Source organism: Mesorhizobium sp. INR15, assembly GCF_015500075.1.
GTDB lineage: Bacteria > Pseudomonadota > Alphaproteobacteria > Rhizobiales > Rhizobiaceae > Mesorhizobium.
Window position 1 is genome coordinate 567,861 of sequence record NZ_CP045496.1, and the last position, 23,686, is coordinate 591,546.

The window sequence follows — 23,686 nt, forward strand, 5'->3', positions numbered from 1 at the left end:
CCCTGCGTTTTTTCAGCGGGGATTACGGAGTGATCGACATGGCATTATTGAGCGTGATCCGACGCTGGCATTATCGAGAACATTTATCGATCCGAGAGATTAGCCGCAGGACCGGCCTGTCTCGGAATACGGTGCGCAAATATCTACGGGTGGACGAGGTGGAGCCGAAGTTCAAGGCTCCAGAGCGGCCGAGCAGGCTTGACGCATTTGCCGACCGCTTGTCAGCCTGGCTGAGGACGGAGGCCAACAAGAACCGCAAACAGAAACGCACGATCAAGCAGCTTCATGCCGATCTGCTGAGCCTTGGCTATGAGGGGTCATACGGTCGTGTTGCGGCTTTCGCTCGGGAGTGGAAGGCTGATCTGCAGAGGGAATTACAAACGACTGGACGCGGGACATTCGTGCCGCTTTCGTTCGATCCTGGTGAAGCGTTCCAGTTCGACTGGTCCGAGGACTGGGCGATCATCGGCCATGAACGCACCAAGCTGCAGGTGGCGCATACCAAGCTCAGCTACTCCAGGGCCTTTATCGTCCGGGCCTATCTGTTGCAGACGCATGAGATGCTGTTCGACGCCCATAATCATGCCTTCCGTGTCTTTGGCGGCGTTCCCCGGCGCGGCATCTACGACAATATGCGCACAGCGATCGACAAGGTCGGCCACGGCAAGGAGCGCGACGTCAATGTCCGCTTCATGGCCATGGCCAGCCACTACCTCTACGAGCCTGAGTTCTGCAATCCGGCCTCTGGCTGGGAGAAGGGACAGGTCGAGAAGAATGTGCAGGATGCGCGTCACCGGTTCTTTCAACCGATTCCACGCTTTCCATCCCTGGAAGCCCTGAACGACTGGCTGGAGCTTCGATGCCAAGAGTTTTGGCACAAGACCCCGCATGGAAAAATGCGCGGCACCATTGCCGATATCTGGGCCGAGGAAGCCCAGGCTCTCATGCCGGCGTCCCGTCTCTTCGACGGCTTTGTCGAATACACCAAGCGGGTCTCTCCAACCTGCCTCGTGCATCTGGAGCGCAACCGCTACAGCGTTCCGGCGTCGTTTGCCAATCGGCCCGTGAGCCTTCGGGTCTATCCAGATCGTGTCGTTGTCGCCGCGGAGGGGCTAATCGTGTGCGAGCATCGCCGCATCATCGATCGATCGCATGATCGGCCCGGACAGACGGTCTATGACTGGCGGCACTATCTCGCGGTCGTACAGCGCAAGCCAGGCGCCCTCCGCAACGGAGCACCGTTTGCTGAACTTCCCGATGCATTCAGGAATTTGCAGCAGCATTTGCTCAAGAAGCCGGGCGGCGATCGCGAGATGGTCGAGATCCTGGCACTTGTCCTGCAACACGACGAGCAGGCCGTGCTCCTGGCCGTGGAGATGGCGTTGGAAGCCGGTGTTCCAACCAAGACCCATGTGCTCAACCTTCTCCATCGGCTCGTCGACGGCAAATCGCTCACGCCCCCGACCATCAGCGCCCCCCAGGCTTTGACGCTCACCAATGAGCCGAAAGCAAATGTCGAACGCTACGATGCTTTGAGGAAGGCCCTGGAGGTGCGCCATGCGTCATAACCCTGCCAGCGGCGCAATCGTCATCATGCTCCGGAGCCTGAAGATGCACGGCATGGCGCAAGCTGTGGGCGAACTCACCGAACAGGGAGCGCCAGCGTTTGAAGCCGCCATTCCGATCCTTTCGCAACTGCTCAAGGCCGAGACGGCGGAACGCGAGGTCAGATCGACAGCCTATCAGCTCAAGATCGCACGCTTTCCAGCCTATCGCGATCTCAACGGCTTTGACTTCGCCAGCAGCGAGATCAACGAGGCACTCGTGCGGCAGCTTCATCGTTGCGAGTTCGTCGATGAGGCCCACAACATTGTGCTGGTCGGCGGCCCCGGCACAGGCAAGACCCATATTGCCACCGCGCTTGGCGTGCAGGCCATCGAGCATCATCACAAGCGGGTTCGCTTCTTCTCGACGGTCGAACTGGTCAATGCGCTGGAACAGGAGAAAGCTCAGGGGAGATCCGGCCAGATCGCCAATCGCCTCGTGCATTCCGATCTCGTGATCTTGGACGAACTTGGCTATCTGCCGTTCAGTGCATCAGGTGGAGCATTGCTCTTCCATCTGCTGAGCAAACTCTACGAGCGCACCAGCGTCATCATCACAACAAACCTCAGCTTCAGCGAGTGGGCGAGTGTCTTCGGCGACGCCAAGATGACAACCGCCCTTCTCGACAGGCTCACCCATCATTGCCACATCCTGGAAACCGGAAACGACAGCTTCCGCTTCAAGAACAGCTCCGCACACGAACCCAAAAAAGCGAAGGAGAAAGCCAGAACCTTGACCCTCAACCCCGAACCGAAACATACATGAGAGGCGGGTCAAATCTCGGTGGAAATGCCGGGTCAGTTCTCAGTGAAAATCAACATCGAAAGCATTGGTGGACATAATGCGAGCGATAGCTCACAATTGTCTACTCGCATTGGAAACGACAGGAACATGGCACCCAAGCTGCTCACGAATCCAAGGAAGGACGCGTCTCAGGAGAGATCACGCGCGACGGTTGACGCGCTTGTTGAAGCGACCGCTCGCATTTTGATCAGGGAAGGTTTCGACAAGGCAAGCACCAACCGGATCGCAGAAGAAGCAGGGGTGAGCGTCGGCTCGCTTTATCAATATTACCCCGGCAAGGAGGCGCTAGTCGCCGCCGTCATCGATCGTCACAACCGGGAGATCATGCAGGTCGTGCGTGGGGCGTTTGCCGAGGTCGCGTCGCTGCCGGTCGATCGAGCGGTGCGCAGACTTGTCGCCGTGGCGATCGAGGCGCATCGCATCGACCCCAAGCTGCACCGTGTACTTGCCGAGCAGATCCCGCGTACAGGGCGCCTTGAAAGCGTCGAAGCCTTCAATCGCGAAGCCCATGCCCTATTCAAGACCTATCTAGAAGATCACAGCAACGAGCTGCGCGTGGCCGATCTTGGGCTTGCAGCCTTCGTGTGCGTGACTTCGATCGAGGCGCTGGCGCACACTGCGGTGTTGCACAGCTCCAAAAGGCTCTCGAATGAAGCGACCGGAACGTTCATCGACGAAACCACCCGCCTAGTGGTCGGATATCTGCAATAGTCGCGGCGCAATCTACCCCATTGGCCGCTGCACTGCCCGCCCCGACCGAAGTCGATTTTCGTGTCCTATCTTCAATGCGAAGGTCCCCAGCGCACATATCGTCGTGCGCGCATCCGTACCATGATCGACGCCTTTCAGGTTTCCGAGCTATGCCGCCGGGTAACAGATCAGCCTCAACCTGGGCAGTGCGGACAGTAAGGATTTGGAGCGTGGTATCAGGACAAATCGTACAGTTCGAGGACCGTAGGCGGAGTTGACCTTCTTCGAAGCGTCGCGACGAAGAAATGGGCGCTTGCCCCATATCCTTTCGAGACGCGAAATTTCGACCCTGAGATCGTTGAGAAGCTCTTGCGGAAGTGGACGCCACCGCGGTCTTTCCGCCGCCTCGGGATCGAAATTCGGCTCGAGTCACGCCCGAAGCCTCACTCTCCACATTGCCTTCGGCTAGTCGTGATTTATGTCTGCTATTAGGGAGTATCGCTTGCGCCTGAAACGACCGCATGGAGGCGCGAAGCAGCCGCTCGCTACAGCGCTGTTGAATGGCGCGCTCGCGAGCAGCTCGGAAGGTCCGAGCTACGATTCAGTTTGGTTCTGCTGCCAAGCGCTTGATGGCTGCAGAAGGATCGAACCCCAGGATTTTCGCCAGATCGATGAATTCGACCACGTCGACGCGGCGTTGGCCGCTTTCGAGCCGTGCTACAAATGACTGATATTCGCCGAGCCTCGCGGCAAGCTCGGTCTGTGTAAATCCACTAGCCTCACGCTTTTCAATCAGCATAGCGATCAAGGACTGGTGGCGGTGCGTCCCGAGCGTTTTCACCAAAGATTTGCCTCATCCGGTTCCAGATGAGGGCTTCAATTATATCTGATTTCCAGTTATCTTAAATTCAGATACGACATCGCCGTGCCGAATTGGAGGAATTCAAGATGGCGTCATTAACAGCGACAAGACATGACCCTGCTCTCACCCTGTGGGCCGCATGGCATCGGGCTCAACATACGTCTCTGGTACTTTGCAGGGTGCAGCAGCGGTTGGAGACGAGAACTATCAGCAATACCGGAATTCAGGTATTGACCACGGGGGAACAGACAGAGCCCGTTCGGGTGACCGAACTGGACGGCCTCCGTCAATATGCTGTCGCTCAGGAGGCCGAAGTCTTAGCTGTGACCGAGGCGCTCAAACTTCAGGATGCGCTTCCAGATGTGGCAGCTTTGTCCCTGGCTGGGATCTTGGCCAAGTTGGAAGTGATAGTCGGAGCGGACCGGGATATTGGCGACCCGACCGATTTCCCTTGGCCACACATCGCTTCAGTAGTGCGCGACTTAAAAGCTATCACGGGCGATTTGCCGCTCTACCAGTCGGACCGCTCCGCCACCCGCGCTGATGTAGCGAGGCATCTGAAACAGGCAACCCAGCTTGTAGAGCCGCTAGAGGTGGAAAAGGCCACGACTCATGTACGCCAAGCTGCGACACAGTTTGCGGAAGCATCCATTTTTCCAAAACCGGCTGAAAAACCGGCTGAATTTTCAAAATCAAGCCGGCGCCGACGCGCCCGATAGGTCAAAAAACTGAGAGAAATCAATTGGATGAAATGGCGCGCCCGAAGAGATTCGAACTCCTGACCCCCAGATTCGTAGTCTGGTGCTCTATCCAGCTGAGCTACGGGCGCGCAACAGGCCATGTTTTCCATGGCCCCGCGAACCGATCCCGATGACCGGCCGCGAATATGAGGTGTTCACTAGCGACTGAATTTGCGAAAAGCAAGCCGATCCGGCAAAAGTTTTGCTGTCGATGCGTCAGCCGGCAATTGGCGCATCAAACCAGCACGATCCTTCGCGGTTGTCCGGCTGCAAGGCGATGCCGATCCTGACCCGGCAAAGGACGATTGGGCCGCGTTCGGCCGTCAGGCTGGTCGGCGCAGGCCGCTGCGGGCGTGATCGAGCCGGACGGGCTGGTCGGGAATGGTGACCGCGAATGTCGTGCGCCCGCCGATCGATTCGACCAGTTCGACCGTGCCGCCATGGGCGCGGATCAATTCATGCGCGATCGCCAGGCCAAGGCCGGTGCCGCCGCTGCGGGCCGAACCACGGAAGGCCGCGAACAGGTTCTCGCGCGCCTTTGGCGGCAGGCCGGGGCCGGTGTCGGTGACGACAATACGGCAGACGCTGCCCAGCCTTTCGGCCGAGACAGCCAGCCGGCGCACCACGGCGCTTTCAATATCCGCCGCCATCGCCTGAACCGCATTGCGGCACAGATTGGTCAACACCCGGAACAGCTGCTCGGAATCAGCATCCACCTCGAACGTCAGATCGACCGCATTGACGAATTCGATGCCGCCTTCGGTGTCGAGCAGGCCGTGGACGTCCTCGACCAGCTGGCGCAGCCTGAGACGACGGCGCGATGGCGGCGGCTCCTGGGTGCGGCCATAGGCAAGCACGCCTTCCGAATAGGACACCGCGCGATCGAGCGCGCGCAGCAGTTTCGGCGCGAATGCCTGCACCGTCGGGTCTTTCACGAGACGCAAACGGTCCGACATCAGCTGCGCCGAGGCTAGGATGTTGCGCATGTCGTGGTTGATCTTCGACACCGCGAGCCCGAGGTCGGCGAGATGCTTCTGCTCGGACAGCATCTTTTGCAGGCGCTCCTGCATCTGCGACAGCTCGCGCTCGGCGACGCCGATCTCATCGGCGCGGGCGGCGGGACGGATGATGCGGCCAGGATCGTCGGGCGCCTCGGAGAAGGATAGCATGGAGCGCGTCATGGTCCTGATCGGCCCGATCATGATCAGGTCGATCGCGGCATAGACCAGCATCGCGGTGAACAGCGAGATCAGCAGCGAGACGAAGGCGACGTTGCGCGAATAGACAAGCATGGCATTGCGCAGACTGTAGTCCGGCATGATCAGCTCGAACTCCTTGTCACTGTCGCCGACCGGCCCGAAGACGCGCAGCATGCGCTTGCCGCCGAAAAACAGCGTGTCCAGCGCGCCGGTCATGCCCTTGACCATGCCGATGCTGGCAATATCGATGTGTTCGTCGACCTGCGGCGGCATTTCGGCCACCACCAGAAGCCGTGAGACGCCGCCGTCGCGCACGGCGATCGCCTTGGCGCCGATCGCCATCAGCACGTCGTTCTGCGCCGCGCGCGATAGCGATGTCGGTTCACCCTGCACCAGAACGATCGACACGGCCGCGGCGGTGCTGAGCCGCTCCTTCAGCCAGCTCACCCGGTAGCTGGCGATCCAGGGCAGGAAGATGAGCACCTCGGCCAGGAGCACGAAGACGATGGTGAGCAGCAGCAATTTTGTCGACAGGCCGCGGGACAGCGGCACGGTCCGCGCGGCGGCGGTCGCCGTACTGATCCTTTCGTCGCCTTGTATGGTTTCGCTCATGCGGCTGTTATCTTCACAATCACTTGATCAACGCAGATTAGGCGATTACGGCTTTTTTGCCAATTTCATCCTTCGTCGGAGCGAAACACCGATAGAAGACGCCGGATTGACTTCCAAAACCCTTCTTTCTATAAGCCCGCTCACGCTCGGGCCATTCGTCCCGGCGCGGTTTCGATCGCGCCAAAACCGGCCCGGCAAAGCTCCTGTTACAACGTGACAGAATCAAGAAGGGCCGCACCCCGCGGTATTAAAACAAATGAAGCGTACCTACCAACCGTCTAAACTCGTCCGCAAGCGCCGGCACGGTTTCCGTGCCCGCATGGCTACCAAAGGTGGTCGTGGCGTCGTCGCAGCCCGTCGCAACCGCGGCCGCAAGCGGCTCAGCGCCTAAAGCGAGACGAGATCGTTGCCCGCAACCAGCAAGCCAGTGGGACCAAATCCCAAGCGGCTTCTGAAGCGCGCGGAATTCCTGGCCGTCCGCCGCGGTGAAAAACGCCGCGGGCGGCTATTCCTCGTTGAGGTCCTCAATCGAGGTGACGACGAGGCGCCGCGCGTCGGCTACACCGTCACCAAGAAGGTCGGCAACGCGGTTGTCCGCAACCGCATCAGGCGGCGGCTGCGGGAAGCCGTGCGCACCCATGCCGCGGATGACATGGCGCGCGGCAATGACTATGTCATCGTCGGACGCGAAGATGCGCTCGCCGCACCCTTCGGCCAGTTGAAGGCCGAACTCTCCCGCCGAATTCGCGGAACACGATAGGCCAAGGGCTCTCGATGGAAAACAACCGGAACTTCTTCATCACCATCGCGCTGTCGGTGCTGATCCTGACTGTGTGGCAGGTGTTCTACATGAACCCGCGCGTCGAGGCGCAGCGCGAGGCCGCCAAGGTCGAGGCGCAACGGGTGGAGGAACAGAAGAAGGCGGTCGAGGGCGCCAACCCTCCCGGAACAGGGGCGCCGGCGGTGCAGGGCGCCATTCCGAACGCCCCGGGCGGCAGCACCACGTCGCCGGCCAGCCGCGACCAGGCGATCGCCGGCACGGCCCGCGTCAAGATCGACACGCCGAGCCTGTCGGGCTCGATCAACCTGACCGGCGCGCGGCTCGACGACCTCAAGCTCAAGCACTACACGGAAACGGTCGACAAGAATTCGCCCGAGATCGAACTGCTCAATCCAGCGGCGCTGCCCAATGGCTACTTTGCCGAGGTCGGCTTCAGCAGCAATGTCGAGCAGACAGGCGCTGTACCGGGCTCGGATACCGTATGGACCGTGGCCGGTAACCCGACGCTGACGCCGGCGACACCGGTCGAACTGACCTATACCAACGACAAGGGCCTGACTTTCAAGCGCACGGTCTCGGTCGACAATGACTACATGTTCACCGTCTCCGACACGGTGCAGAATTCCGGGACTTCGTCGGTCTCGCTTTACAATTACGGTCGCGTGACCCGCTTCGACAAGCCGGCCGTGGCCAGCACCTATGTGCTGCATGAAGGCCTGATCGGCTTCACCGGCACCGAAGGCCTGCAGGAACACAAATACGCGTCGATCGAGAAGGACAAGCAGTTCACGCCGGGCAAGTCGAGCGATGGCTGGCTTGGCATCACCGACAAATACTGGGCGGTGACGCTGATACCGAGCGAGAAGCAGCCGTTCCAGCCGCGCTACGGCTATTTCGAGGACGTCCGCCACCGCTACCAGTCGGATTACCTTTCCGACCCGATCACCGTCGATGCCGGCAAGTCGGCCACTGTCGAGACCGAGATTTTCGCCGGCGCCAAGGAAGTCAGCAAGATCAACGCCTATGCCGAGGACCGCCACATCAAGCGGTTCGACCTCTTGATCGACTGGGGCTGGTTCCACTTCATCACCAAGCCGATGTTCTGGCTGATCGACACGCTGTACAAATTCTTCGGCAATTTCGGCCTGGCGATCCTCGCCACCACCGTCATCGTCAAGGCCATCTTCTTCCCGCTCGCCAACAAGTCCTACGCGTCGATGGCGAACATGAAGAAAGTGCAGCCGAAGATGACCGAGATCCGCGAGAAATACGCGGACGACAAGATGAAACAGCAACAGGCGATGATGGAGCTGTACAAGACCGAGAAGATCAACCCGCTCGCCGGCTGCTGGCCGGTGGCGCTGCAGATCCCGGTCTTCTTCTCGCTCTACAAGGTGCTCTACATCACCATCGAGATGCGGCATGCGCCGTTCTTCGGCTGGATCCAGGATCTGGCGGCGCCGGATCCGACCTCGCTGTTCAACCTGTTTGGCCTGCTTCCGTTCGCGGCACCGGCGTTGCTGCATATCGGCATCTGGCCGCTGATCATGGGTGTCACCATGTTCCTGCAGATGCGCATGAACCCGACCCCGCCGGATCCGACGCAGGCCGCGATCTTCACCTGGATGCCCGTGATCTTCACCTTCATGATGGCTGGTTTCCCGGCCGGTCTCGTCATCTACTGGGCTTGGAACAACTCGCTGTCGATCCTGCAGCAAGGCGTGATCATGAAGCGCCAGGGCGCCAAGATCGAACTGTGGGACAATCTGGTTGCCTTGTTCCGGAAGAAACCGTCGCCGGCGGAATAGCCGGCGCCTCACTGCTTTTCGAAAATAGAGAAAGCCCTGCATCCGCGGGGCTTTTTTCTTGGCCACGTCGCAAGATCACGTTCCCGTGAGCGGCGAAACTAGCGCCGACCGCAAGGCGTGACTGCTCCTGTATTTCCAAGGCGATCAATTTCGATCAGCCCTCACCCGGAGGAGAAGTCATGCGTTTGCCGTCATTCAAGTTAATCGCAATTTCCGCGCTCGTTGCGTCGAGCACGATGCTCGCCCCCGCCTATGCCAAGAACCCGATGGTTGGCGGCGCCGCGATGTATGCCAACAAGAACATCGTCGAGAACGCCGTCAACTCGAAGGACCACACGACGCTGGTCGCAGCCGTCAAGGCAGCCGGCCTTGTCGAAACCCTCCAGGGCGCCGGTCCGTTCACCGTCTTTGCTCCAACCAATGAAGCGTTTGCCGCACTGCCCAAGGGCACCGTCGACACACTGCTGAAGCCGGAGAACAAGGACCAGCTGGTCAAGGTTCTGACCGCGCATGTCGTAGCCGGCAAGATTTCGGGCGCCGAACTGATGAAGAAGGCCAAGGCCATGGGCGGCAAATATGAGATGAAGGCCGTCAGCGGCGACACGCTGACCGCTGAAGTCAAGAAGGGCAAGCTCTACATCATGGACGAGTCTGGCGGCGAGGCGAAGGTGACCATCGCCGACGTCAACCAGTCGAACGGCGTCATCCACGTCGTCAACAAGGTTCTTGTTCCGAAGTGATAGAAATAATTTGATGATTCCGCGCCTCCGTGATTTTCATCGCGGAGGCGTGTTCTTTTCGATTTCCAGAATTTCCAATAGCAATATTTAGTGCATCGGAATTCTGGCAAGAAGAAACTTTTCTCGATCGGCGGCGTAACTCTTCTGGCAAACGAATCCACCTTTGCCTCATCAGAAGGGTTCTCCAATGGCACAGTCCATCCTCAAGGCACTCTGCGTCTCGGCCGTCCTGGCTGTCTCCGGCCTCGCCGCGACAACGGCTTACACATTCGCCAATCCGACTGTCGGCGGCGCCGCGATGTCGACCTCGAAGAACATCGTCGAGAATGCCGTCAACTCACCCATCCACAAGACGCTCGTGGCAGCCGTGAAGGCCGCCGGCCTTGTCGATACGCTGGAAAGCGCTGGTCCGTTCACCGTGTTCGCGCCAACGGATTCAGCCTTCAAGAAACTTCCGGCCGGCACGGTCGCCACGCTGGTGAAGCCGGAGAACAAGGCAAAGCTGGTCAAGATCCTGACCGCCCATGTCGTCGCCGGCAAGATCTCGGCCAAGGACATGATGGCCAAGGCCAAGGCGATGGGCGGCAAGTATGAAATGAAGACCGTCAGCGGCGACACGCTCACCGCCGAGGTCAAGAAGGGTTCGCTCTACATCGTTGACGAGTCCGGCGGCGCCGCCAAGGTGACGACCGCCGACGTCAACCAGTCGAACGGCGTCATCCACGTCGTCAACAAGGTGCTCTTGCCGAAGTAACGGTTCCAGCATGGCAAAGGCATCCGCCCGTCGGCTTTCTGGGCCTGCCTTGCCAACCTCATCAGAGGTCAACATTTGAGGGAGCCGTCTCTCGGCAACGGCCGGGGTCCTGTAGTCCCTCACAGGGCCCCGGTTTCTTCCGGTTCCAGCGTTCGGGCCGTCACGCAACGCCTGGGTAGACGCCGCCGCCACACATCCCTATAAGCTCCCTCTTATCCGGGAGCGCTCCATCGATGAACAGCTAGGTTGATCCGTTCAGCAGGCCATTGGTGCTGCCGGTCGGATCGCGCTATTTTCACCTTGCCTGTTACCCAATCGGATGGAGCCGGACCATGATTGGACCCAACCCTGACATCAAGCACCCGATCCCGATGCATACGCGCGTCGGTTTCCTGAAAGCGCTGGTCAATGCGCCCAACATCGAGATCGGCGACTTCACCTACTATGACGATCCCGACGGGCCGGACAAATTCGCCGAGAAATGCGTGCTGCACCACTACCCCTTCATCGGCGACAAGCTGATCATCGGCAAGTTCTGCGCGATTGCGGAGGGCGCGCGGTTCATCATGAACGGCGCCAACCATGCGATGTCCGGCTTTTCGACCTATCCGTTCAACATTTTCGGCCATGGCTGGGAAAAGGGTTTCGACCCGGCGACATGGTCGAAGGAAGTGCGTGGCGACACCGTGGTCGGCAATGATGTATGGATCGGCATGGAAGCCCTGATCATGCCCGGCGTCGAGATCGGCCACGGCGCCATTGTCGCGGCGAAGTCGGTGGTGACGCATGACGTGCCGCCCTATGCGATCGTTGCCGGCAACGCGGCCAAGGTGGTGAAGATGCGCTTCGATGACAGGACGATCCGGCGGCTTCAGGCGGTGGCCTGGTGGGACTGGCCGGCAGACAAGATCAGCAATCATCTCGATGCCATCAGAGGCGCCGATATCTCTCTTCTGGAGGCAGCAGCTTGACCAACACCGTGATCGGCACCGAACTGTTCACACGCGCGTGGATCTTCATCCGCGGCGTGCCGGCTATGAAATTCCTGCCGCCGGAAGGACCACCGGAAATCGCCTTCGCCGGGCGCTCCAACGTCGGCAAGTCGTCGCTGATCAACGCTCTGGTCAACCAGAAGGGCCTCGCGCGCACCTCCAACACGCCGGGGCGGACGCAGGAGCTCAACTATTTCGTGCCGGATGGATTTTCCGGCGAAGGCGCCGATCTGCCACCGCTGGCTCTGGTCGACATGCCTGGCTACGGCTATGCCACCGCGCCTAAGGAGAAGGTCGACGAGTGGACCAAGCTGGTCTTCGACTATCTCAAGGGACGCGTCACGCTGAAGCGCGTCTATGTGCTGATCGACGCCCGCCACGGCATCAAGGCGAAGGACGACGAAGTGCTGTCGCTGCTCGACAAGGCGGCGGTGTCCTATCAGATCGTGCTGACCAAGACCGACAAGATCAAGGCCGCCGGCGTGCCGAGGCTGATCGAAGAAACGCTTGCCAAGATCAAGAAGCGGCCGGCGGCGTTTCCGTTCGTCCTGGCAACGTCCTCGGAAAAGGCCGAAGGCCTGGAGGAGCTGCGCGCGGCGATCGTGCTCGCCGCCAATGGCGGATAACAGCGCTGCGGAGCGCTTGACCGTTGACCGCGCCTTGGCAATCCGTCAACATTCCGCCGCCGTCTGAGGCTGCACCATGCGCATCATTTTCCGTTGTGATCCGGCGCTTGCCGAAACACTGCCTCGACCCGTTCCCGCGCGTGGCGTGCTGCCCGACTGGCTTCGCAAGATGCCCGCGAAAGCCTATTCGGAAATCCATGGGCGAGATATCCGCACGGTAAAACAGTGCCCACCCTTCGTTGATGCCATGACACATGGCTTCATGATCCTGCTGCCATGCGATGTGACCGTCGAGAACGGTGCCTTTGCATGGCAGTGGGGCATCAACGAGCCTTCAACGAAGGGCCACCCGCGTTCTCCGCTCAGCTTCCATGTTGCAGAACAGCTCGCCGGCGCACCGTTCTCCAATGGGCTGGCGGCGGTAAAATTCAACAGTTTTTGGACGATCGAGCTGGAAGAAGGCTGGTCGCTCTTCGCCACCCACCCGGTCAATCGCGATGACCTGCCTTTCCGCCTGGTGACTGGTGTTGTCGACTCGGATCGCTTCCAGGACGCCGGCATCAATTTCCCGGCAATCTGGACAAATGAGGATTTTTCCGGAGTCTTGCCGAAGGGCACCCCGATTGCACAATGCTTTCCCGTACCGCGCGCCGCGCCTGAACTCGTCTTCGAAAGCTTCGATGCCACTCGCCAGGCCACCTACGAAAAGACCGTCGCCGATGTTCTCGCTGAACCCGGTGTCTATCGGAAGCAGTTTCGCGTCAAGCGTGTGCGCTAGTCTAGCACTACTTTGGCACTTTAGGTTCGACGGCGTCGGCGAGGAGTTTCTCACAGTGGGGGCATCGCCTGGGTGGCGGCCGTGCGAAGAGGTCGAGGATGGCTTGCCTGATGGCCGGCATGCTCGGTTGTGGCGGCGGTCCTCCGACTCTTTTTTTTCCGGCCCGCTGCTTTGAGGCGGCGGGCTTGGAGGAAGGCGTAGGCGATCATGGTCATCAGGGCGTGTCGGTGTAACCCGGTCCAGGATCTGCCTTCGAAGTGGTCGAGGCCGAGTTCCTCCTTGAGCTGCTGATGCGCCTGCTCACAGACCCATCTGGCTTTGATCGTGGCAGCGAGCATCTTGAGGCTCGCATCGGCCGGCAGGTTCGACACATAGTATTTTTGCTCGCCAGTCGACCGGCGCTCGCCGACGAGCCAGACCTCGTCGCCCGGCATGCACTGCATACGATTATCGAGCATGCGGTGCTTATGGCCATCCGCAACGCGGACACGGCGGGCCGCGAAGAGACATGTCAGCCGACCCTTGGTGCCTCGCCGCCAGCTGACCCTTTGCCATTTCCCTGCGGCCAACAACGCTTCAGCACAGACCGGGGGCTGATCAGGGATGTGGTATTTGCGGGGCTTTCCAGTCTTCGCGACGGGGAAAATCAGGGCAACGTCGGCGGGATAGACGTTCTGGCGTCGCGACAGACCCACCGCCCACAGCAGACCGCGCTTGCTCAAAGCCTGTCGGAAAGGCCCACTGGAGCCGTACCCTGAATCGGCAAGCACACAGCCGAAACGCGCACCGGAGGCGATGACGCGGTCGATCTCCTCGATCGCAATCTCCGGCTTTGTCAGAGCCGTCTGTCTATCCTTCGGCACATGGGCCCGCGCCATGCGCTCAGGATCATCCGTCCAGCTCTCGGGCAGGAATAGCCGCAGGCCCACCATCACCGGCACCTCGCGCGAGGCCAGCGTTACCGAGACCAGCGATTGACAATTGGCCGTCTTCCCAAGCGACGAGGCATATTGTGGCGCGACGCCAACCGAGTGACGTCCCTTCTTGGGCAACGCCGTGTCATCGATGACAAGAAAGCCAGCCTCATCGCCAACCAGGCCATCTGCCTCCTTCAGCAGGGCAGCCTCGAGTGGAGCACTGTCCCAAACTCCGGCAGCGACGAAATGATGAAGCTGATCGTAGCCGACCTCGCCAGTGCGCGCCGCCATCGGCTGAACGCTCTTGCGATCTCCTGGACCAATCAACCCAGCGATATAGGCCGGACACATCCGTGCCCTCGTCTTGTGCCGTAGCGCCGCGATAAACGGCCCGAGCCAGCGATCCAGATCGGCTTGCCAGTCCACCTCCATTGATCGGCCCTCCATAAGCCGACCTCCCATGAATCACGCAAACCCCCTCTTGGGAATCACAAAAACTCACCCGTTGCTAAAAAATGCCAAAGTAGTGCTAGGCTCCAGACTCAATCCGGCCCAGAAAGCGCAGCGGTTTGGGACAACGACATGCATGAAGCAAAGACTCTAAGCGTCAGTGAGCGCGACCAGCGCTAATCTCGGAGCAGGCCTTTCAGCGTTTCACGATCCAGCCAAAGCCTGCCGTGTGGCGCCGACGTCAGGGCCATGGCGATGGTGCCGAAGGTTGCGGCGCGCTGCTGATAGGCCGTTCGATAGGCCTGCATCGCGCCGCCCATGTCGCCGGTTTCCTGAAGTGCTATCCCCAGATTGACCGCAGCCTCGGCATCGTCGGGGCGCTTCTCCAGCACCTTGCGATACGCTGCCGCGGCCCCTGTGTGATTATGCAAATCCTGCCTGACAAGACCAAGGTCGAACCATGCCGAGGCCGGCGCGTCGCCTTTTACGGCCCGCTCCAGCAAGGGCGCGGCGGCGGCGGGCATGCCATCCTCGAACAGCATGCGGCCCAGGCGCGCAGCAGCCTCGCCGGACAAGGGATCGGCCAGCGCCACCTCCCGCCAGGCCTCGCGCGCCTGGTTTCGGTCGCCAATCGCGTCGAGCGTGCGTGCCCGTTCGAGAAGCACGGCAAGGCCTGGCGCCAATTTCGCCGCGCGCTCGAAATGGAGCAGCGCCAAGTCAAAATCCCGTTCCGCCCGCGCCAACTTGCCGGCGAGCAACTGGGCGGGGGCGTTGTCAGCCTTGACCGCCAGACTAGCTCGAATGTGGGCGCGGGCTTCCCTGACCTCTCCCTTGGCGAACAAGACAGCCGCAAGAAGATGATTGAGAGTTGGATCATCCGGCTTAAGGCGAAGACCGTCCTCGCAAAGCAGGCGCGCTTGTTCGTGGCGGCCAGCGTTGAAGTCCGCCACGATGTGCCACATCTGATTCTGGAGTTCCGGATCAACCATCCCCGACCTGCCTGCACGCCCGCCTACCGGGAATCACCCCACCGTGCCCAGCCCATCTTCCTAGCCGCGGAATGACCCGTCGAGGCCTTTACTCCAAAGTTTATACTCAGCACCGTCAGGTCAAGCCCGCGTGCCGCAAACCAGGCCGCACGACCGCCGCCTTGAAAGCTCCCATCAGGCGGAGTGCGAGATTTTCTCTTCAGCGGCGAGCTTTTCGGTACCGTAGGCCTTCAGGAACATGTCGACGCCGGATCTCACGACATGCTCGATCTCGGCCATGTTGGGCGCTTCGGTGCGATAGGCGAAGATGCACTGGCGGAAGAAGCCGGCCAGGCACAATTCGGTGAACTGATAGGCGGCAAGGTCGACATCGGCGATTTCAAGCAGCCCGCGTTCGATCGCCGTGTTGAGAAACGCGACGAACTTGTCATGGCCGCGCTTGGGGCCGCGTTCATAGAACCGCGCGCCGAGTTCGGGCATTCTCTCGGACGCGCCGATGACCGTGCGCTGCGCCATCACGACCCGCTCGGAGGTGATCTTGGCGGAGAGCACCTTGCCGAACCCAACCATGATCTCGCGCAAGTCATCAGCATGGTCGAGCACGTCATACATGTTCTTGAAGATGGTGCCGCGCTCTTCCTCGATCAGCGCTTCGAACAGCTCTTCCTTGTTGGCGAAATAGACATAGATCGTGCCCTTCGACACCCCGGCCTCGCGGGTGATGTCGTTCATTGAAGCCGCTTCAAAGCCCTTCTCGATGAAGACGCGGCGGGCGCCATCTATGATCTGGCTGCGCTTGACCGGATCCTGGCCAGCCGCGGGGCGGCCACGGCGCAAGCTGTCCAGCACATCGCACGGGTCAATTTCGGCATCAGGCACTGTGTCGGCCATAAAAGTCGCACCTCGAAAATAATTCGAACCAACCGGTTCGATTGCACTTGATATGGTCCTCTTCCCGCGCTATGTCAACGTCCACATCGAACCGAACGGTTCAGTACCATTACTTTAGAGAGATGTCATGTCCTCGAATACATCAGCCACCGCCGAAGTCCGCCCTTTCCCCAATGCAAAGGCCGCGCCGGCGACTGAAGCGCCGGGCACTCCGGTTGAACCCACGACCGCGGCCCCGGCGGCAGCGCCCGCAAAAAAGAAGCGCTCCGTGCGCTCTTTCCTGCTGCCGATCATCGCGCTTGGCCTGCTGGGCGGCGGTGCGTGGTATGGCTATAATTATTGGATCGATGGCCGCTTCATGATCTCGACCGACGACGCCTATGTCCAGGCTGACATGGCGTTCATCTCGCCGAAGATCTCCGGCTATGTCGACCAGGTCAAGGTGAGCGAAAACCAGCAGGTGAAAGCCGGTGACCCGCTGCTGGTCGTCGATGACGGCGACTACAAGATAGCCGTCGCCCAGGCCGAGGCGCAGATCGCCACCTTGAGCAAGACGCTGGACCGCATCGACGCCCAGACCGAAGCCGCGCGTGCCTCGCTGCAGCAGGCGCAGGCGCTGAAGGTCGCCGACCAGGCGGCCGCTGACAATGCGGCGAAGGTCGAGGCACGCGCCTCGCAACTGCTGAAGACCCATGTCGGCACGCAAGCCCAGCTCGACGATGCCCAGACCGCGGTTCAGCAGGCCAATGCGGCACTTCTCGGCGCCGATGCATCGATCGCCGCGGCGCAAGCCAATATCGGCGTGCTGCAGGCGCAGCGCGCGGAATCGGAGAGCTCGCTGGCATCGCTGCAGCTATCCAAGGACAAGGCGCAGCGCGACCTTTCCTTCACCGTGCTGAAGGCGCCCTATGACGGCGTCGTCGGCAACCGTTCGGTCGAGCAGGGCGATCTTGTCAGCCCCGGCCAGAAGCTCGCCGTCATCGTGCCGATGGACAAGCTCTATATCGTCGCCAACTTCAAGGAGACGCAGCTGGCCCGGCTGGTGCCCGGCGAGAAGGTCAGGATTTCGGTCGACGCGATCGACGGCCAGGCCATCGAGGGAACGGTTTCATCGCTGGCGCCGGCCTCCGGCGCGGTGTTCTCGATGCTGCCGCCGGAAAACGCCACCGGCAATTTCACCAAGGTCGTGCAGCGTGTTCCGGTCCGGATCGACGTGCCAGCCGACGTGCTGAGGACCGGCAGGCTGCGTGCCGGCTTGAGCGTGATCGTCGCCGTCGACAGCCGCACAGCGCCTGCCGCCTCGAACTAAGCGGACCCCAGGGAGCAAGATCATGGCGACCGCAACCCTGACCGCAGGATCGCCGCCGGCGGCGCCGGCAAGGCCGGCAGTTCCCGACACCATCTCGACGCGGCGCGTCATCGCCTTCCTGGCGATGGTGTTCGGCATGTTCATGGCGATCCTGGACATCCAGATCGTCTCGGCCTCGCTGGCCGAGATCCAGGCCGGCCTCAGCGCCAGCTCCGATGAAATCCCGTGGGTGCAGACCGCCTATCTGATCGCCGAAGTGGTGATGATCCCGCTGTCGGGCTTCCTCAGCCGCATGCTGTCGACGCGCGTCCTGTTCACGGCCGCCGCCGCCGGCTTCACCGCCGCCAGCGCGCTTGCCGCGACCGCCACCAACATCGACCAGATGATCGTCTACCGCGCCATCCAGGGTTTCATCGGCGGCGGCATGATCCCGAGCGTGTTCGCGGCTGCATTCACCATCTTCCCGCCTTCCCGCCGCGCCGTCGTCTCGCCGATGATCGGCCTGGTGGCGACGCTGGCGCCGACAATCGGCCCGACCGTCGGCGGCTATATCAGCCATGCCATGTCGTGGCACTGGCTGTTCCTGGTCAACGTCGTGCCCGGCATCATGGTGACGACGGCAGCCTGGACGCTGATCGATTTCGACAAGCCGAACCTCAAGCTGTTCAGCAAGTTCGACTGGTGGGGCCTGGCCGGCATGGCTGCCTTGCTCGGCTGCATGGAATATGTGCTGGAGGAAGGCCCCAACAACGACTGGATGCAGGACCAGGCGGTCTTCATCTGCGCCATCGTCATGACCCTTGGCGGGCTGATATTCTTCTGGCGGGCATTCACCGCCGAAGAGCCGATCGTTGATCTGCGCGCCTTCAGCAACATCAACTTCGCCTTCGGTTCGCTGTTTTCCTTCGTCATCGGCATCGGCCTTTATGGGCTCACCTATCTCTACCCGGTGTTCCTCGGCCGCATCCGCGGCTACGATTCGATGATGATCGGCGAAGCCCTGTTCGTCAGCGGCCTGGCCATGTTCATCACCGCGCCGATCTCCGGCATCCTGTCGAGCAAGATGGACCTGCGGCTGATGATGATGATCGGCTTTTTCGGCTTCGCCACCGGAACCTGGTGGATGACGCACCTGACCGCGGACTGGGACTTTTATGAGCTGCTGATCCCGCAGATCCTGCGCGGCTGTTCGATGATGCTGTGCATGGTGCCGATCAACAACATCGCGCTCGGCACATTGCCGCCCGAGCGCTTGAAGAATGCGTCGGGGCTGTTCAACCTGACCCGCAATCTCGGCGGTGCTGTCGGCCTGGCGCTCATCAACACCGTGCTGATCGACCGCAATGCCTTCCACTACGCAAGGCTGGCCGAGCACGTGCAATGGGGCAGTGCCGCGGCGCAGACCAAGCTGCAGAACATGACGCTGAACTTCGAGCAGACCGCAGGCCTGGATGCGACCAAGGCGGCGATCTCCAAGCTGTCCGGCATGGTCCATCAGCAGGCGGCGCTGCTGTCCTTCATGGACGTGTTCACCATGCTGACGGTGCTGTTCGCGACGCTCGGGCTGTTCACCATGCTGATCGCCAAGCCGGGTGCGCCGGGTGGTGGCGGCGGTGGTGGGCACTGATCGCGGTAAAACAAGGATACGTGGGCAGCGGTTTCGGGATGCTCCTCCTCCAGTCCAGACCCGGAAGACTGACCACAAAAAAAGCTCCGGGCCACAAGCCCGGAGCTTTTTTGTATTCCCAATCGAGTGTTGTCAGGCCGTGGCTGGCTTGAAGGTGAGCGCCACGCCGTTGATGCAGTGACGCAGGCCGGTCGGCTGCGGACCATCGTCAAAGACATGGCCGAGATGGCCGCCGCAGCGGCGGCAATGCGCCTCGGTGCGGGTCATGCCCAGCGAGCGGTCCTCGGTCTTGCCGATGCCATTGGCAATCTCTTGCCAGAAGCTCGGCCAGCCGGTACCGGAATCGAATTTCGTCTCGGATGAGTAGACCGGCAGATCGCAGCCGGCACAGGCAAAGGTGCCTTTGCGGTGCTCGTTGAGCAGCGGGCTGGTGCCTGGATATTCCGTGCCTTCCTTGCGCAGCACATCAAAAGCCGCCGGCGACAGGATGGCCTGCCATTCGGCGTCGGTCTTGGTGACTTCAAAAGTCTCGGCGGCGCGTGCGGCCTGCGGCCCACCCATGCGCAACAGCGCCGAGGCGCCGGCTGCAACGCCAATGAAGGCTGCGGTGCTCAAAAGAAAGTCGCGACGGTTCATGACACAAATCCTCCGATGACCATTTGCCAAATTTCTCCGCCACACGGAAATCAAATGCCGGTGACGGCGCCCCCAAACGAACACTCCGCGCCGGTTCCACGTTGGCGTGGATGGCGCGGAGCGGACGTGTCGCTGGTGCTGATCACGGGAGCGAGAACGCACAAGCAACAGGAGCCTTTGCCGCAGGTTCGCCCGCAGCGGGCTGTTTGTTACATCTTCGGCAGGAGAACCTTGTCGATGACGTGGATGACGCCGTTGGACTGTTCGACATCGGCGATCGTCACATTGGCGACGTTGCCGTTTTCGTCGGTCACGGTGACCTTGCCGCCATCAGCCTTGAGCGACAGCTCGCAGCCGCCAACGGTCTTGACCTTGTGGGTGCCGCCGTCAGCCTTGGCCATGGACATCACGTCCGCCGCCATCGCCTTGGCGCCGATGACATGGCAGGTCAGGATCTTGACCAGCTTGTCCTTGTTCTCGGGCTTGAGCAATGTTTCGACAGTGCCGGCCGGAAGAGCCGCGAAGGCTTCATTGGTCGGCGCGAACACGGTGAAGGGACCGGCGCCCTGAAGCGTCTCGACAAGGCCGGCTGCCTTGACGGCGGCGACCAGGGTCGTGTGATCCTTCGAATTGACAGCGTTCTCGACGATGTTCTTGTTGGCATACATGGCGGCGCCGCCGACCATCGGGTTTTCGGCATAGGCTGCGGTGGCGAACGCGGAGACAGCGACAGTACCGGCGAGCAAAAGGGTGGCGAATTTACGCATGATGTCAAACTCCTCGGGTTTTTCTCTTCCCATTTTTGGGGACGCGAGGAGATACGGAAGACAAGTGCGTGAGTTTCAAAAATATTAGGATTTTTTTATTTTATCGACGCCGTCTACAGAATTTTCATATCTATCGATTTGCCGGCTCATATGCTTATGACAGCACTGATGGCAGAGGATAGACTTCGAATCATCTCTTGAGATATTGATCGTACAAAGCGGCTGATCAGATGCTCTTCAGGTCGCCCGCGGCAACCACCGGTCCGGTGGGCTGGCCCGTCGGCGAACCGCCTGACGGCTCGAGACTGACGGCCAGCACGGCGCCTTGCGCGAGCTTTTCCTGCACTGCCGGCGAGATCGTCAGATGCGTGGTCGCGCCGGCCGGGATGACGCCCATCGATACCGGCGGATTCTTGCCTTCGATCATCCAGAGCTCGAAGTCCTTGCCGGCGGCGCGCTCGCCAGAGACATGCGAAAGGCCGACCTCGTGATGCGCGGCATCGTAGACGGCGAGATATTTGACATCGCTGCCGTCGGCGGCCAGCGAGGCGACAAGCCGCGCCTGCGGCTGCTCCACCGGCTTGTTGACGTAAGGCACGGCAATGTAGATGGCCAGTGCGGCGACAGCAGCGGCGGCAAGGCCGCGCCAGAAGGCCAGGCTGGACCAGAGGCCCGCACGGGACTGGGCCGGCGTTGCAGCGGTGGTTGAGAACAAGCGGCGGTCGACCGCCGTCTTCACGGTAGCCGGAGGGGAGACTTCCGGATAGGCGGCGGCCATCGGCGAAAGGTGTACTTCCCAGCCATCGACCATCCGCGCGAAAACCGCTTCGCCCTCAATACGCCTGGAAGCAATCTGCCGCTCGTCAGCCGACAGAACGCCAAGAACATACTCGGCGGCGAGCAGGTCGTCGCCTCCATGTTCCGGTCCGTTGTCTTGTGCGAGGGTCATCTTTCCAGACATTCTCTAAGTTTCATCAGGCTGCGGCGCAGCCAGGTACGCATCGTGTTCAGCGGCACGCCGTGACGCTCCGCCAATTCGGCATAGCTTTCGCCCTGCAGATAGGCGCCCCGGACGGCCGCCGCCCGGTCCTGTTCCAGTTCATCGAGACAATGATAAATGCGCTCGGATTCACCGCCCGCCACCACCATCGCTTCAGGTCCTGGTGCCGGGTCGGCCACGTCGAGCGCGGCATCGATATCGGCGGCAGGTTTACGACGCGCCCTGATGCGATCAATCGCATGGTTGCGGGCGATCGCCACCAGCCAGGAGATCGGACTCAGATCCGAGACAGCGAAACGGTCTGCCTTCGTCCATATCTTGACGAAGACCTCCTGAAGCGCTTCCTCTGCATCTGCCCGGTCATTCAATACACGAAGGCAGACGCCGAAAAGTTTCGCGCTGGTCTGCCGGTAGAGCAGATCGAACGCGGCCCGGTCCTTCATCGAAGTCCGGACGATCAGCTTGGTGATGTCCTGCGGCGTCATGCGAGCCAAATTAGGGCTTTGCAATTGATTTGCAACGGCGGAACGTGGCTATCCGCTGGCATTTGCACGCGAATTGCCAAGGCAATTGCCAGCCGCTAGCCTTGTGGTGGGCGAGGAGAAGCAGAATGTCGGTCGAACGCGCGCTGTGGGAGCAAGACGCAACTGGCCTGGCCGGACTGATCCGCAAGGGCGAACTGTCCCCGGTCGAGCTGACCGACGCTGCGATCGCACGCGCCGAAGCCACCCGGCCGAAGATCAACGCCATTGCCGAGACGCTCTATGACGCCGCACGCGCACGGGCCAGGACTGTCGACCGTTCGCTGCCGCTGGCCGGCATTCCCTTTGCCATCAAGGACCTCGGCATTGCCATCAAGGGGGTGCCTTCGCATGGCGGCAGCCGCATTCCAGCTTTCGTGCCCGATGCCAATTCGGAGCTGACCGACCGCTATCTCGGCGCCGGGCTGATCCCGATCGCCACCTCGACATCACCCGAGCATGGGCTGCGGCTGATGACCGAGTCCAAGGCCTTCGGCATTACCCGCAACCCGTGGAATACCGGCCACACCAGCGGTGGCTCGTCGGGCGGTGCCGCTGATGAGCGAGAGCTGGTATGGCATGGTCGTCGATCATGCCCTCACCCGCTCGGTCCGCGATTGCGCGCTGCTGCTCGATCTCACCCACGGTCCTGACCGTCTTTCGCCCTATGCCGCGCCGGCGCCGAACGGCACATTCTCCGCCGCCGCCGCACGCCATCCCGGCGCGCTCAAGCTCGCCGTCTACAGGAAGTCACCGATCGGCCTGCCGATCTCGGCCGAAACGCTGACGGCGCTCGACACCGCCGTTGCCCTTGCCAGGGAAGGCGGCCACGCGGTCGAAGAGATCGACCTGCCCTATATCGATCGCGACTTCATCGCCGATTTCGCCAAGACGGTGGCATCCGCGATGGCCGGCACGATGCGAACCGAGGCTCTGCGTGTCGGCCGCTCGGTCTCAGGCGACATCGAACGTGCCACGCGCCTGATCTGCCGTTTCGGCGAAATCGCCTCGGCGGGTGAAATCTACGCCGGGCTGCAGCGGCTGCAATCCGCATCTCACCGGCTGATTAACGAGACCGCGCGGTTTGACGCGGTGCTGATGCCAGTCATCGCCCACCCGCCCCTTGCCTGCGGCGCCATGGATCCGAAGGGGGCCGACGAGTTGATCGAGAACCTGCTCGACAAGCTGCATCTCACGCGTCTCCTGAGACTGAAGCCGCTGTTCGGGCAGCTGATGGACAAGAGCCTGTGGTTCACCCATTGGCCGGCGATCCAGAACGTCAGCGGCCAGCCGTCGATCGCGCTGCCAGTGCATGTCACCGATGCCGGCCTGCCGCTTGGCATCCAGGCCATGGGCAGGCCCGGTGACGAGGAGACGCTTCTGTCCTTCGCCGCGCAGATGGAGACGATCTCCGGCTGGCTGACGCGGCGGGCACCGTTGCTTGTACCGTGATGACGTCGTCGTGAGTGTGTCGAATATGACAGCAATGCCATTTGCGGCCTGCCGCGATTCCCGCTAAGACGCCGCCGTCCTTTCCAATGCATGTCGCCCAAGGTGCCCAGCGGTTTTGGCGCAATGACATGCACAA

25 protein-coding genes, 1 tRNA gene and 1 pseudogene are annotated in these 23,686 nt (G+C 61.2%); 16 read left to right on the top strand and 11 right to left on the bottom strand.

What is annotated here, in order from left to right; translation table 11 throughout:
- The first annotated feature begins 38 nt into the window (after positions 1–38).
- The 3 genes from istA to GA829_RS02640 all read left to right on the top strand — a co-directional run bounded on the left by istA (position 39) and on the right by GA829_RS02640 (position 3,120).
- Positions 39–1,568 (top strand): IS21 family transposase, encoded by a 1,530-nt coding sequence (istA, locus tag GA829_RS02630; RefSeq protein ID WP_195179495.1) that lies wholly within the window; start codon positions 39–41, stop codon positions 1,566–1,568.
- A complete protein-coding gene (istB, locus tag GA829_RS02635) occupies positions 1,558–2,370 on the top strand; it encodes an IS21-like element helper ATPase IstB (protein WP_195177033.1) in 813 nt (270 codons plus the stop codon). The genes istA and istB overlap by 11 nt, the downstream gene beginning before the upstream one ends.
- A 126-nt stretch (positions 2,371–2,496) precedes the next feature.
- Positions 2,497–3,120: a TetR/AcrR family transcriptional regulator gene (locus GA829_RS02640; protein ID WP_195177034.1), complete on the top strand. Its 624-nt coding sequence runs from the start codon at positions 2,497–2,499 to the stop codon at positions 3,118–3,120.
- A gap of 580 nt (positions 3,121–3,700) precedes the next feature.
- Here the strand turns inward: GA829_RS02640 and GA829_RS02645 are convergent.
- Positions 3,701–3,898: a helix-turn-helix domain-containing protein gene (locus tag GA829_RS02645; protein WP_095788505.1), complete on the bottom strand. Its 198-nt coding sequence runs from the start codon at positions 3,896–3,898 to the stop codon at positions 3,701–3,703.
- A 326-nt stretch (positions 3,899–4,224) separates the two neighbouring features.
- On the opposite strand from GA829_RS02645, the gene GA829_RS02650 reads away from it, so the two are divergent.
- Positions 4,225–4,680, top strand: coding sequence for a hypothetical protein (locus tag GA829_RS02650; protein ID WP_258052108.1), 456 nt, complete (start codon positions 4,225–4,227; stop codon positions 4,678–4,680).
- Between the two features lie 33 nt (positions 4,681–4,713).
- Here the strand turns inward: GA829_RS02650 and GA829_RS02655 are convergent.
- Together GA829_RS02655 and GA829_RS02660 are read right to left on the bottom strand one after the other, a co-directional pair.
- A tRNA-Arg gene (locus GA829_RS02655) sits at positions 4,714–4,790 on the bottom strand.
- A 234-nt stretch (positions 4,791–5,024) separates the two neighbouring features.
- On the bottom strand, positions 5,025–6,512 hold the full coding sequence (locus GA829_RS02660) for a sensor histidine kinase (protein ID WP_195177035.1): 1,488 nt from the start codon (positions 6,510–6,512) through the stop codon (positions 5,025–5,027).
- Between the two features lie 256 nt (positions 6,513–6,768).
- Here GA829_RS02660 and rpmH point away from each other — a divergent pair, with 256 nt between their 5' ends.
- The 8 genes from rpmH (at position 6,769) to GA829_RS02700 (ending at position 12,991) form a co-directional block, all read left to right on the top strand.
- Positions 6,769–6,903 carry a 50S ribosomal protein L34 gene (gene rpmH, locus GA829_RS02665; protein WP_008833937.1) on the top strand — a complete coding sequence of 45 codons (135 nt, stop codon included), beginning with the start codon at positions 6,769–6,771 and terminating at the stop codon, positions 6,901–6,903.
- A 15-nt stretch (positions 6,904–6,918) separates the two neighbouring features.
- Positions 6,919–7,272 (top strand): ribonuclease P protein component, encoded by a 354-nt coding sequence (gene rnpA / locus GA829_RS02670; RefSeq protein ID WP_195177036.1) that lies wholly within the window; start codon positions 6,919–6,921, stop codon positions 7,270–7,272.
- A 14-nt stretch (positions 7,273–7,286) separates the two neighbouring features.
- The gene (gene yidC, locus GA829_RS02675; protein WP_195177037.1) at positions 7,287–9,101 is read left to right on the top strand and encodes a membrane protein insertase YidC; all 1,815 of its coding nucleotides are present in this window, start codon (positions 7,287–7,289) and stop codon (positions 9,099–9,101) included.
- A gap of 179 nt (positions 9,102–9,280) precedes the next feature.
- A complete protein-coding gene (locus GA829_RS02680) occupies positions 9,281–9,841 on the top strand; it encodes a fasciclin domain-containing protein (RefSeq protein WP_195177038.1) in 561 nt (186 codons plus the stop codon).
- Between the two features lie 187 nt (positions 9,842–10,028).
- Positions 10,029–10,595, top strand: coding sequence for a fasciclin domain-containing protein (locus GA829_RS02685; RefSeq protein ID WP_195177039.1), 567 nt, complete (start codon positions 10,029–10,031; stop codon positions 10,593–10,595).
- Between the two features lie 332 nt (positions 10,596–10,927).
- Positions 10,928–11,566: a CatB-related O-acetyltransferase gene (locus GA829_RS02690; RefSeq protein WP_195177040.1), complete on the top strand. Its 639-nt coding sequence runs from the start codon at positions 10,928–10,930 to the stop codon at positions 11,564–11,566.
- A 65-nt stretch (positions 11,567–11,631) separates the two neighbouring features.
- Entirely contained in the window at positions 11,632–12,213 is a 582-nt protein-coding gene (gene yihA / locus GA829_RS02695) for a ribosome biogenesis GTP-binding protein YihA/YsxC (protein ID WP_258052319.1), read from the top strand.
- Positions 12,214–12,289: 76 nt separating this feature from the next.
- Complete coding sequence (locus tag GA829_RS02700) at positions 12,290–12,991, top strand: hypothetical protein (RefSeq protein WP_195177041.1); 702 nt, start codon at positions 12,290–12,292, stop codon at positions 12,989–12,991.
- Positions 12,992–13,041: 50 nt separating this feature from the next.
- On the opposite strand, the gene GA829_RS02705 is transcribed toward GA829_RS02700, so the two are convergent.
- From GA829_RS02705 to GA829_RS02715, 4 genes and pseudogenes are all read right to left on the bottom strand, one after another.
- Complete coding sequence (locus GA829_RS02705; protein WP_374940380.1) at positions 13,042–14,355, bottom strand: IS701 family transposase; 1,314 nt, start codon at positions 14,353–14,355, stop codon at positions 13,042–13,044.
- A gap of 179 nt (positions 14,356–14,534) precedes the next feature.
- Positions 14,535–15,074 carry a tetratricopeptide repeat protein gene (locus GA829_RS02710; RefSeq protein WP_258052110.1) on the bottom strand — a complete coding sequence of 180 codons (540 nt, stop codon included), beginning with the start codon at positions 15,072–15,074 and terminating at the stop codon, positions 14,535–14,537.
- A 15-nt stretch (positions 15,075–15,089) separates the two neighbouring features.
- Positions 15,090–15,347 (bottom strand): annotated as a pseudogene (locus GA829_RS37460) (tetratricopeptide repeat protein); the annotation flags it as partial.
- Between the two features lie 174 nt (positions 15,348–15,521).
- The gene (locus GA829_RS02715; protein ID WP_195177044.1) at positions 15,522–16,238 is read right to left on the bottom strand and encodes a TetR/AcrR family transcriptional regulator; all 717 of its coding nucleotides are present in this window, start codon (positions 16,236–16,238) and stop codon (positions 15,522–15,524) included.
- Between the two features lie 127 nt (positions 16,239–16,365).
- On the opposite strand from GA829_RS02715, the gene GA829_RS02720 reads away from it, so the two are divergent.
- Entirely contained in the window at positions 16,366–17,547 is a 1,182-nt protein-coding gene (locus GA829_RS02720) for an HlyD family secretion protein (protein ID WP_195177045.1), read from the top strand.
- A gap of 22 nt (positions 17,548–17,569) precedes the next feature.
- A complete protein-coding gene (locus GA829_RS02725; RefSeq protein ID WP_195177046.1) occupies positions 17,570–19,174 on the top strand; it encodes a DHA2 family efflux MFS transporter permease subunit in 1,605 nt (534 codons plus the stop codon).
- Positions 19,175–19,306: 132 nt separating this feature from the next.
- Here GA829_RS02725 and msrB read toward each other — a convergent pair whose 3' ends face one another.
- The 4 genes from msrB to GA829_RS02745 form a co-directional block, all read right to left on the bottom strand.
- Entirely contained in the window at positions 19,307–19,810 is a 504-nt protein-coding gene (gene msrB / locus GA829_RS02730) for a peptide-methionine (R)-S-oxide reductase MsrB (RefSeq protein WP_195177047.1), read from the bottom strand.
- 209 nt (positions 19,811–20,019) lie between these two features.
- Positions 20,020–20,577, bottom strand: coding sequence for a fasciclin domain-containing protein (locus tag GA829_RS02735; RefSeq protein ID WP_195177048.1), 558 nt, complete (start codon positions 20,575–20,577; stop codon positions 20,020–20,022).
- 226 nt (positions 20,578–20,803) lie between these two features.
- Positions 20,804–21,526, bottom strand: coding sequence for an anti-sigma factor (locus tag GA829_RS02740; RefSeq protein WP_195177049.1), 723 nt, complete (start codon positions 21,524–21,526; stop codon positions 20,804–20,806).
- Entirely contained in the window at positions 21,523–22,062 is a 540-nt protein-coding gene (locus tag GA829_RS02745; protein ID WP_195177050.1) for a sigma-70 family RNA polymerase sigma factor, read from the bottom strand. The genes GA829_RS02740 and GA829_RS02745 overlap by 4 nt, the downstream gene beginning before the upstream one ends.
- A gap of 125 nt (positions 22,063–22,187) precedes the next feature.
- Between GA829_RS02745 and GA829_RS36525 the strand changes: the two genes are divergently transcribed.
- Complete coding sequence (locus GA829_RS36525; RefSeq protein WP_258052112.1) at positions 22,188–22,751, top strand: amidase family protein; 564 nt, start codon at positions 22,188–22,190, stop codon at positions 22,749–22,751.
- Positions 22,657–23,550 (top strand): amidase family protein, encoded by an 894-nt coding sequence (locus GA829_RS02750; protein WP_258052113.1) that lies wholly within the window; start codon positions 22,657–22,659, stop codon positions 23,548–23,550. The genes GA829_RS36525 and GA829_RS02750 overlap by 95 nt, the downstream gene beginning before the upstream one ends.
- Positions 23,551–23,686: the final 136 nt, after the last annotated feature.

Coding starts and splice junctions, on each gene's coding strand:
- istA (WP_195179495.1), top strand. CDS start 39: ATGGCATTATTGAGCGTGATCCGACGCTGGCATTATCGAGAACATTTA.
- istB (WP_195177033.1), top strand. CDS start 1,558: ATGCGTCATAACCCTGCCAGCGGCGCAATCGTCATCATGCTCCGGAGC.
- GA829_RS02640 (WP_195177034.1), top strand. CDS start 2,497: ATGGCACCCAAGCTGCTCACGAATCCAAGGAAGGACGCGTCTCAGGAG.
- GA829_RS02645 (WP_095788505.1), bottom strand. CDS start 3,898: ATGCTGATTGAAAAGCGTGAGGCTAGTGGATTTACACAGACCGAGCTT.
- GA829_RS02660 (WP_195177035.1), bottom strand. CDS start 6,512: ATGAGCGAAACCATACAAGGCGACGAAAGGATCAGTACGGCGACCGCC.
- rpmH (WP_008833937.1), top strand. CDS start 6,769: ATGAAGCGTACCTACCAACCGTCTAAACTCGTCCGCAAGCGCCGGCAC.
- yidC (WP_195177037.1), top strand. CDS start 7,287: ATGGAAAACAACCGGAACTTCTTCATCACCATCGCGCTGTCGGTGCTG.
- GA829_RS02680 (WP_195177038.1), top strand. CDS start 9,281: ATGCGTTTGCCGTCATTCAAGTTAATCGCAATTTCCGCGCTCGTTGCG.
- GA829_RS02685 (WP_195177039.1), top strand. CDS start 10,029: ATGGCACAGTCCATCCTCAAGGCACTCTGCGTCTCGGCCGTCCTGGCT.
- GA829_RS02690 (WP_195177040.1), top strand. CDS start 10,928: ATGATTGGACCCAACCCTGACATCAAGCACCCGATCCCGATGCATACG.
- yihA (WP_258052319.1), top strand. CDS start 11,632: ATGAAATTCCTGCCGCCGGAAGGACCACCGGAAATCGCCTTCGCCGGG.
- GA829_RS02700 (WP_195177041.1), top strand. CDS start 12,290: ATGCGCATCATTTTCCGTTGTGATCCGGCGCTTGCCGAAACACTGCCT.
- GA829_RS02705 (WP_374940380.1), bottom strand. CDS start 14,355: ATGGAGGGCCGATCAATGGAGGTGGACTGGCAAGCCGATCTGGATCGC.
- GA829_RS02715 (WP_195177044.1), bottom strand. CDS start 16,238: ATGGCCGACACAGTGCCTGATGCCGAAATTGACCCGTGCGATGTGCTG.
- GA829_RS02720 (WP_195177045.1), top strand. CDS start 16,366: ATGTCCTCGAATACATCAGCCACCGCCGAAGTCCGCCCTTTCCCCAAT.
- GA829_RS02725 (WP_195177046.1), top strand. CDS start 17,570: ATGGCGACCGCAACCCTGACCGCAGGATCGCCGCCGGCGGCGCCGGCA.
- msrB (WP_195177047.1), bottom strand. CDS start 19,810: ATGAACCGTCGCGACTTTCTTTTGAGCACCGCAGCCTTCATTGGCGTT.
- GA829_RS02735 (WP_195177048.1), bottom strand. CDS start 20,577: ATGCGTAAATTCGCCACCCTTTTGCTCGCCGGTACTGTCGCTGTCTCC.
- GA829_RS02740 (WP_195177049.1), bottom strand. CDS start 21,526: ATGACCCTCGCACAAGACAACGGACCGGAACATGGAGGCGACGACCTG.
- GA829_RS02745 (WP_195177050.1), bottom strand. CDS start 22,062: ATGACGCCGCAGGACATCACCAAGCTGATCGTCCGGACTTCGATGAAG.
- GA829_RS36525 (WP_258052112.1), top strand. CDS start 22,188: ATGTCGGTCGAACGCGCGCTGTGGGAGCAAGACGCAACTGGCCTGGCC.
- GA829_RS02750 (WP_258052113.1), top strand. CDS start 22,657: ATGAGCGAGAGCTGGTATGGCATGGTCGTCGATCATGCCCTCACCCGC.